Source organism: Alloalcanivorax mobilis (assembly GCF_002864685.1).
GTDB lineage: Bacteria > Pseudomonadota > Gammaproteobacteria > Pseudomonadales > Alcanivoracaceae > Alloalcanivorax > Alloalcanivorax mobilis.
This window is the reverse complement of record NZ_NMQZ01000023.1, coordinates 80,781-88,768: the sequence shown is the minus strand read 5'-3', so window position 1 is coordinate 88,768 and position 7,988 is coordinate 80,781. Positions and strand designations below refer to the sequence as shown.

The window sequence follows — 7,988 nt, the reverse complement described above, 5'->3', positions numbered from 1 at the left end:
GCGGGGCTTGAGCGGTCCCGGAAGGCACCGTCCTTGTCCCGCGTCCCCAATGGAGCGGCCCAACCGCGAACCAAAAGAAACTTCCCGCTATTCCGCGATGAACCTTTTTTTATCGGTGGCGAAGGCGTGGAACAGGGAGCAGGTTGAAGGGAACAGGGCAAGCCGCGCCGATGAGCGCGCGCGGCGCGTTGCATTCGGAGCTTGGAGTGTAGGAACGCCGTTCCGCCCTTGCCGGTGATGGGGGCGGTCGGAGGCTGGTGCGCGGGCACGACCGTTCAGTGTACCGCGAGCCCAGCCCGCGCTGTTCCAATCGGTTCTCTTCAACCGGTTCCCTGTTCCGGCCGGGTCCCCGACCCGCCCCAAAAACACACGCCAACGCAAAAACCCGGCATCTGGCCGGGTTTTTCGTCGGTGCCATGTTCTCTCGGGTGGACCCGCCGGAGGGTTATTTCATCCGGAAGGTAATACGACCCTTGCTCAGATCGTAGGGAGACATATCCACCTTGACGCGGTCGCCGGTGAGAATGCGGATATAGAATTTGCGCATCTTTCCGGAGATATGGGCGGTGATGATATGACCGTTGTCCAGCTTCACGCGGAACATGGTATTGGGCAGGGTTTCCATGACCACCCCTTCCAATTCAATCTGCTCTTCTTTCGCCATCCAGTGACTGTCCTGAGTTCTCGGCTTCAGAGGGAGCGCAATTGTGCCGTAAATGGCGGCGGGCTGCAAAGCCAAATAAGGCGGATCGGGGAGTCGCCGCTCAGGCCGGCGGCGGGGCGTCGTTGTATTCGCGCCACTGGCCTTGCCGAAACAGTTCCAGAGGGCGGTATTGGCTCTTGTAGTTCATCTTCTGGCATTGCCGGATCCAGTAACCCAGATAGAGATAAGGCAGCCCGAGGCGCTGGCAGGCGCCGATTTGCCAGAGCAGAGCGTGGACGCCCAGGCCGCGGCGGGCCTGGGCGGGGTCGAAGAAGGTATAGACCGCCGACAGGCCATCGTCGAGATGGTCGGTGACCGCCACCGCCAGCAGCTCGCCCTGCGGTGAGCGGAAGCAATGGAAGCGCGTGTCGGCCCAGTCGCAGGTGAGAAAACTGGTGAACTGTTCTTCCGAGGGCGGGTACATGTCGCCATCGCAATGGCGGCCGTCAATGTAGCGGGCGTAAAGGCTGTAGATCTCGCGGGTGTAGCGGGCCGGCTCTTCGTTCACCCGCAAGTCCCGATTCTGTTCGATCAGACGGCGGTGGCGGCGACGCGGTTGGAAATCCGCCGCCCGTACCCGCGCCGGTATGCACGCCTGGCAGCCTTCGCAGTGCGGTCGATACAGGTATTCGCCACTGCGCCGAAAGCCCAGTCGCGACAGAGCCCCGTAGAGGTCGCCGTCGAGGCGGGTCTGCGGATCGACGAACAACGTTGCTGCCTGCCGCCCCTCAAGGTAGCTGCAGGGGTGTGCGGGGGTGCGGAAAAATCGCAGTTCGGAGAGATCGCTCATGGCTTTGAGTGTAGCTCAGCGGTGGCGCAGCGAACACCATCACGGCGCTTTCCTCGCGTCGCGCACTTGGCTAGTCTGTTTGCCGTCGCGGGCTGTCAGTACAGGCCCGTGGAGAAAACAACAATGCCGGAACCCGGTTCGAGCGCTCCGTTGGCGCTCGCCGCGCGCGCCGGCCCCGGGAGAGCACCATGACCAATACCGAACTCACGCCGCTGTGGCGGCCGGATGCCGAGCGCATCGCCAACAGCCGCATCACCGATTACATGGGCTGGCTGAAACAGGAAAAAGGCCTGACCTTTGACGACTACCAGGCCCTGTGGCGCTGGTCGGTGGACGATCTGGAAGGCTTTTACGAATCTCTCTGGCGGTATTTTGATATCCGCCATTCGCAGCCCTACAGCGCGGTGCTGGAAAGCGAGCGCATGCCCGGCGCGGTCTGGTTTCCCGGGGCGCGGCTCAATCTGGCGGAGCAATTGTTCCGCTTCCACGCTGATCAGCCACAGCGCCCGGCGATTCTGTCACGCTCGGAAATACGCGGGCTGCAAACACTTTCTTGGGGGCAGTTGCAGGCCGACGTGGCCGCCATGGCCGCCTCATTGCGGGAGCAGGGCGTGGGGCCGGGCGACCGGGTGGTGGCCTACTTACCCAATCTGCCGGAGACCATGGTGGCGTTTTTCGCGGTCGCCAGCCTGGGGGCGATCTGGTCGAGCTGTTCGCCGGACATGGGCACGCGCAGCGTGCTCGACCGTTTCCGGCAGATCGACCCGAAAGTGATGATCGCCGTGGACGGCTACCGCTACGGTGGCAAGGATTTTGATCGCTTGTCGGTGGTGGCTGGCCTGCGCGACCAACTGCCCACCCTGGAGCAGGTGGTGTTGCTGCCGTATCTGAATCCTCAGGCATCGTTGCCCGGCGCCCTGAGCTGGCAATCGATGCTGGCCGGCGAGGCGCCGATGCGGTTCGAGCAGGTGCCGTTCGATCATCCGCTGTGGGTGGTGTATTCCTCTGGCACCACCGGCATGCCCAAGCCGATCGTGCACGGCCACGGCGGCGCGCTGATCGAAGGCTTGCAGGATCATGCGCTGCAATTGGATCTCGGCCCACGAGACCGCTACATGTGGTTCACCACCACCGGCTGGATCATGTGGAATTCGCAGATGTCCGGCCTGCTGACCGGCGCCACCATCTGTCTTTACGACGGCAACCCCGGCTACCCGGATCTGGGCACGCTGTGGCGGTTCGCCGAGGAAACCGAAATGACCTTCTTCGGTGCCGGGGCGGCCTATTTCCTCAACTGCAAGAAAGCCGGCGTGGAGCCGCGCCAATGGCTCAAAAGCGAGCGTTTGCGTTCGGTGGGGTCCACCGGCTCACCGCTGCCGGAAGAGGGCTATCGCTGGATCATGGATCAACTCGGCGACGTCATGGTCGGGGCCATCAGTGGCGGCACCGATGTGGCTTCCGCCTACGTCGGCGCCTGCCCGATCGTGCCGGTGTACCCCGGCGAGATGCAGTGCCGTTATCTGGGCACGGCGGTCTACGCGATGGGCGACGATGGCGCGATTCTCGACGACCAGGTTGGTGAGCTGGTGGTGACCCGGCCGATGCCCTCCATGCCGCTGTATTTCTGGAACGATGACAACGGCGAGCGCTACCGCGACAGCTACTTCGACGTGTTCCCCGGCGTCTGGCGCCACGGCGACTGGATACGCATCACGCCGCGCGGGGGCGCGATCATCTATGGCCGCTCCGACACCACCATCAACCGCCATGGCATCCGCATGGGCACCAGCGAAATCTATCGGGTGGTGGAGGAAATCGACGACGTGCTCGACAGCCTGGTGGTGGACCTGGAGTACCTGGGCCGGGATTCGTTCATGCCGTTGTTCGTGGTGCTGCGGGAAGGGGCGGCGCTGGACGATGATCTGAAAGGGCGCATCAACGCGGCCATCCGCGAGCAACTTTCCGCCCGTCACGTGCCCAACGAGATCATTGCCGTGGGCGCGGTGCCGCGCACCCTGACCGGCAAAAAAATGGAGCTGCCGATCAAGAAACTGCTGCTCGGCCAATCCCTGGACAAGGTGGCCAACCCGGACGCCATGGCCAACCCGGAAAGCATTGACGAGTACACCGCCTACGCCCTTGCGCGCGGCACGGCGGGTTGATCAGTGCGCCTGGTCCAGCGCGCTCCAGCGATAAGGGCCGCCGGGCCAGGGCAGAGGCGTGGTGTCGGTGATCAACTCATCGAGGCGACGCTGGAAATCCGCCCGTGGCATCAGGGAGGCGCCCAGGCGCATCAGGTGGGGGTTCTCCACCTGGGCGTCGAGCAGGCCGATACCAAGCCGGGGCGCCAGCGCCCAGAGCGCGGCCAGGGCGCTTTTCGAACCGTCGGTGCGGGTGGAGAACATGGATTCTCCATAGAACACGCCGCCGAGCTGCACGCCATAAATGCCGCCCGCCAGCTCGCCGTCTTCGTGCACCGCCAGGCAATGGGCGTAGCCGAGACCGTGCAGGCGCACGTAGGCGGCGCGCATGGCGGCGCTGATCCAGGTGCCGCCGTCGTCGTCGCGGGGGGCGGCGCAGGCATCAATCACGGTTTCGAAGTGCCGGTCCAGGGTAAAAGTGAGCGGTGCCCGGTTGAGGTGCCGGCGCAAGCGCCGGCTGATGTGCAGATCCCCGGGGCGGAATACGCAACGGGGATTGGGCGACCACCACAGAATCGGCTGGCTGGGGTCGTACCAGGGAAAAATGCCGCGCCGATAGGCGCGCAGCAGAGTGGCGGGCGCCAGATCATTGCCGGCGGCGAGCAACCCGTTGGGCTCATCGAGCGCGTATTCCGGTTCCGGAAAATCGCTCCCCGCCGGCAGCCAGGGAATCATCGGCGCCGCGTCTGATTACTGCTCAAGATTTTCCAGGTAGCGCTCCGCGTCCAGCGCCGCCATGCAGCCGAACCCGGCGGAGGTCACCGCCTGACGGTACACATGGTCGGCCACATCGCCGGCGGCGAACACACCGGGCACGCTGGTGGCGGTGGCGTTGCCTTGCAGCCCGCTCTTGATCTGAATGTAGCCGTCGTGCATCTCCACCTTGCCCTGGAAGATATCGGTGTTGGGCTTGTGGCCGATGGCGATGAACACCCCTTGCAGATCCAGTTGCTCGGTGCTGTCGTCCTGGGTGGAGCGGGCGCGCAGGCCGGTCACGCCGGATTCGTCGCCCAGCACTTCGTCGAGGGTGTGGTTCCAGAGGATCTTCACGTTATCCTTGGCGAACAGCTTGTCCTGCAGGATCTTCTCCGAGCGCAGTTTGTCGCGACGGTGGATCAGCACCACTTCCTCGGCGATGTTGGACAGGTACAGCGCTTCTTCCACGGCGGTGTTGCCGCCGCCGACCACGGCCACTTTCTGGCCGCGATAAAAGAAGCCGTCGCAGGTGGCGCAGGCGGACACACCGCGGCCCATGAACGCCTCTTCGGACTCCAGGCCCAGGTACATGGCGGAGGCGCCGGTGGCCACGATCAGGGCGTCACAGGTGTAGGTGCCGGAATCGCCTTTCAGGGTGAACGGACGCTGATCCAGGGTCACTTCGTTAATGTGATCAAAGATCATCTGCGTGTCGAAGCGCTCCGCGTGCTGCTGCATGCGAACCATCAGGTCCGGGCCTTGCAGGCCTTCCACGTCGCCGGGCCAGTTGTCCACTTCGGTGGTGGTGGTGAGCTGGCCACCGGGCTGGATACCAGTAATCACCACCGGATTCAGGTTGGCGCGAGCCGCGTACACCGCTGCGGTGTAGCCGGCCGGGCCGGAACCCAGAATGATCAGTCGATGGTGCTGCGCGTCGCTCATGTGTTTCTCCACCGTGAAAATGTTGAGGTCTTTGTTGAGGCCGCTGTCGGCCCTTTCAAGACGAAGGCAAGCTACAATAAAAGGCGCGGGCCGGGAAGGGCCGCGCACCTATGAGTTCGATAGGCGCGGCCGGTTCCGCTCCGGCCGGGCGCGAGGGCCTTGTGGCCCATGGCGCCGGCAACGATACTGCCCCATCCGGTGCAGCGGGCACCGCGGCCGGGCCGCTGGTTTAGCGCGCCAGGATTGACTATAATTCCATAGTTTTCAATTTGTTAGTGCGGTTTCTTAAAGGAATGGTTTGAATAACGCAAGAGGCGAAGCGTGACCAAGGCAGCCACTCGTGGTACCCCAACCGGGTTCTCCCGACATCTTAAGCGCGGCCTGGTAGAGGGACTGGTGATCGGATTGATCGCCTTGTCCTTATACCTGCTGCTGGCGCTGGTCAGCTATGACAGCGCTGATCCGGGCTGGTCCTATGTCGGCAAGGTGGGTGAAATCAACAACGCGGGCGGCCGTGCCGGGGCCTTTTGCGCCGACCTTCTGCTTGGCCTGTTCGGGTTCATGGCTTACGTGTTCCCGGTGCTGGTGGCGTTCTGGGCCTTCAAGGTCCTGCGCGAACGGCACGCCGGCCTGCCCGGCAGCTGGCCGCTGTTCAGCCTGCGGCTGGTCGGCTTCGTGCTGACCATGATGGGCGGCACGGCGCTGGCCTATATGCACTTTTCCGGGCACGGTTCACTGCTGCCGGAAGACGCTGGCGGCATTCTTGGCCATGTGGTCGGCGGCGCCGCGCTGTCGGCGTTCAACGCCCTGGGCGGCACCCTGATCATGGTGGCCCTGTTTCTGATCGGCGTGACCGTGTTCACCGACCTGTCCTGGATTGGCCTGGCCGAACGGATTGGCGCTCTGGTGATGGACACCAGCCAGCGCATCCCGGCCTGGTTCGAGCAGCGCCGCCAGCAAAAGGCCGAACAGCAGGCCGCCCGGGAAGCGCGCCAGAAGCGCGCCCAGGTGGTCACCGAGGCGAAGAAAAAGCAGGAAAACCGCACGCCACCGAAGATCGCCCAGCCGGCGCGGCCGGTGGAAAAGAGCGAGCGCGTGCAAAAAGAAAAGCAGCACAAGCTGTTCACCGCCCAGGTGACCGGCGATTTGCCACCGCTTGGATTGCTCGACCCGGTGGACGAAGGCGGCAAGGGCGGCTACTCCGACGAAGCCCTGGACGCCATGTCCCGGCTGCTGGAAATCAAGCTCAAGGACTTCAACGTGGACGCCGAGGTGGTGGCGGTGCAGCCCGGTCCGGTGATTACCCGTTTCGAAATTCAGCCGGCGCCGGGCATTAAGGTGTCCAAGATCACCAATCTGGCCAAGGATCTGGCCCGCTCACTGGCGGTGATCAGTGTGCGCGTGGTCGAGGTGATCCCCGGCAAGACCACCGTGGGGATCGAGATTCCCAACGAACAGCGCGAAATGATCCGCTTCACCGAGGTGGTGGGCTCGCGGCTGTTCGATGACGCCAGCTCGCCATTGACCATGGCGCTGGGCAAGGACATTTCCGGCGGCCCGGTAATGGCGGATCTGGGCAAGATGCCACACCTGCTGGTGGCCGGTACCACCGGTTCCGGTAAATCGGTGGGCCTGAACGCGATGCTGCTGTCGATGCTGTTCAAGGCCACGCCGGATCAGGTGCGGATGATCATGATCGATCCGAAGATGCTGGAACTGGCGGTCTACGACGGCATTCCCCATCTGCTGACGCCGGTGGTCACCGACATGAAGGAAGCCGCCGGCGCGTTGCGCTGGGGCGTGGGTGAGATGGAGCGCCGCTATCGATTGATGGCGGCCACCGGGGTGCGCAACATCGCCGGTTACAACCGCAAGATCAGCGACGCGGAGAAAAAGGGCGAACCGCTGAAAGACCCGCTGTGGAAGCCCAACGATCCGATGGATCTCAGCGAGGAGGCGCCGCTGGCGGAGCCGTTGCCTTACATCGTCATCGTGATCGATGAATTCGCCGACATGATGATGATCGTCGGCAAGAAGGTGGAAGAATTGATCGCGCGCATCGCCCAGAAGGCGCGCGCCGCCGGCATCCACCTGATTCTCGCCACCCAGCGCCCATCGGTGGACGTGATCACCGGGCTGATCAAGGCCAACGTGCCCTCGCGCATTGGCTTCCAGGTGTCTTCCAAGATCGATTCGCGCACGGTGCTCGACCAGGGCGGCGCGGAGCAACTGCTGGGCCACGGCGACATGCTTTATTTGCCCGGCGGCACCAGCGTGCCGGAACGGGTGCACGGCGCCTTTGTCTCAGATGAAGAGGTGCATCGGGTTTGCGACGATTGGCGCAAGCGCGGCGAGCCCAATTACCTGGACGAGATTCTCGAGGGCGGCTCGGACCTGTCCGCGCCGTTGCCGGGCATGGAAGGCATCGACGGGGGCGGCAGCGATGAAGACGATCCCCTGTACGACGAAGCGGTGGCTTACGTGACCCAGTCCCGGCGGGCCTCGATCTCCTCCGTGCAACGGAAACTGAAAATCGGTTACAACCGGGCCGCGCGTCTGGTGGAGGCCATGGAAATGGCCGGTGTGGTCAGCGAAGCGGGCCACAACGGACAGCGTGAAGTGATCGCGCCGCCACCGGTGTAAGCAGCGGCTCCCC

Annotated in this window: 6 protein-coding genes; 2 read left to right on the top strand and 4 right to left on the bottom strand. The window is 63.9% G+C overall.

All coding sequences use genetic code 11. The features are described 5' to 3' along the window. Positions 1 to 445: 445 nt before the first annotated feature. Both infA and CGS25_RS12770 read right to left on the bottom strand, forming a co-directional pair. On the bottom strand, positions 446 to 664 hold the full coding sequence (gene infA, locus CGS25_RS12775; RefSeq protein ID WP_089031982.1) for a translation initiation factor IF-1: 219 nt from the start codon (positions 662 to 664) through the stop codon (positions 446 to 448). A gap of 100 nt (positions 665 to 764) precedes the next feature. Next, positions 765 to 1,493, bottom strand: coding sequence for an arginyltransferase (locus CGS25_RS12770; RefSeq protein WP_089031981.1), 729 nt, complete (start codon positions 1,491 to 1,493; stop codon positions 765 to 767). A 188-nt stretch (positions 1,494 to 1,681) separates the two neighbouring features. Here CGS25_RS12770 and CGS25_RS12765 point away from each other — a divergent pair, with 188 nt between their 5' ends. Next, positions 1,682 to 3,655: an acetoacetate--CoA ligase gene (locus CGS25_RS12765; protein WP_101675706.1), complete on the top strand. Its 1,974-nt coding sequence runs from the start codon at positions 1,682 to 1,684 to the stop codon at positions 3,653 to 3,655. Here the strand turns inward: CGS25_RS12765 and aat are convergent, their stop codons facing one another. Together aat and trxB are read right to left on the bottom strand one after the other, a co-directional pair. Next, positions 3,656 to 4,369, bottom strand: a complete 714-nt coding sequence (aat, locus tag CGS25_RS12760) for a leucyl/phenylalanyl-tRNA--protein transferase (RefSeq protein ID WP_101675705.1) — start codon at positions 4,367 to 4,369, stop codon at positions 3,656 to 3,658. Between the two features lie 15 nt (positions 4,370 to 4,384). After that, positions 4,385 to 5,332, bottom strand: coding sequence for a thioredoxin-disulfide reductase (gene trxB / locus CGS25_RS12755; protein WP_101675704.1), 948 nt, complete (start codon positions 5,330 to 5,332; stop codon positions 4,385 to 4,387). A 321-nt stretch (positions 5,333 to 5,653) separates the two neighbouring features. On the opposite strand from trxB, the gene CGS25_RS12750 reads away from it, so the two are divergent. Next, positions 5,654 to 7,975 (top strand): DNA translocase FtsK, encoded by a 2,322-nt coding sequence (locus CGS25_RS12750; protein ID WP_089031977.1) that lies wholly within the window; start codon positions 5,654 to 5,656, stop codon positions 7,973 to 7,975. Positions 7,976 to 7,988: the final 13 nt, after the last annotated feature.

Excerpts from the sequence above, each read along its gene's own strand:
- trxB (WP_101675704.1), bottom strand. The coding sequence starts at position 5,332 with ATGAGCGACGCGCAGCACCATCGACTGATCATTCTGGGTTCCGGCCCG.
- aat (WP_101675705.1), bottom strand. The coding sequence starts at position 4,369 with ATGATTCCCTGGCTGCCGGCGGGGAGCGATTTTCCGGAACCGGAATAC.
- CGS25_RS12765 (WP_101675706.1), top strand. The coding sequence starts at position 1,682 with ATGACCAATACCGAACTCACGCCGCTGTGGCGGCCGGATGCCGAGCGC.
- infA (WP_089031982.1), bottom strand. The coding sequence starts at position 664 with ATGGCGAAAGAAGAGCAGATTGAATTGGAAGGGGTGGTCATGGAAACC.
- CGS25_RS12770 (WP_089031981.1), bottom strand. The coding sequence starts at position 1,493 with ATGAGCGATCTCTCCGAACTGCGATTTTTCCGCACCCCCGCACACCCC.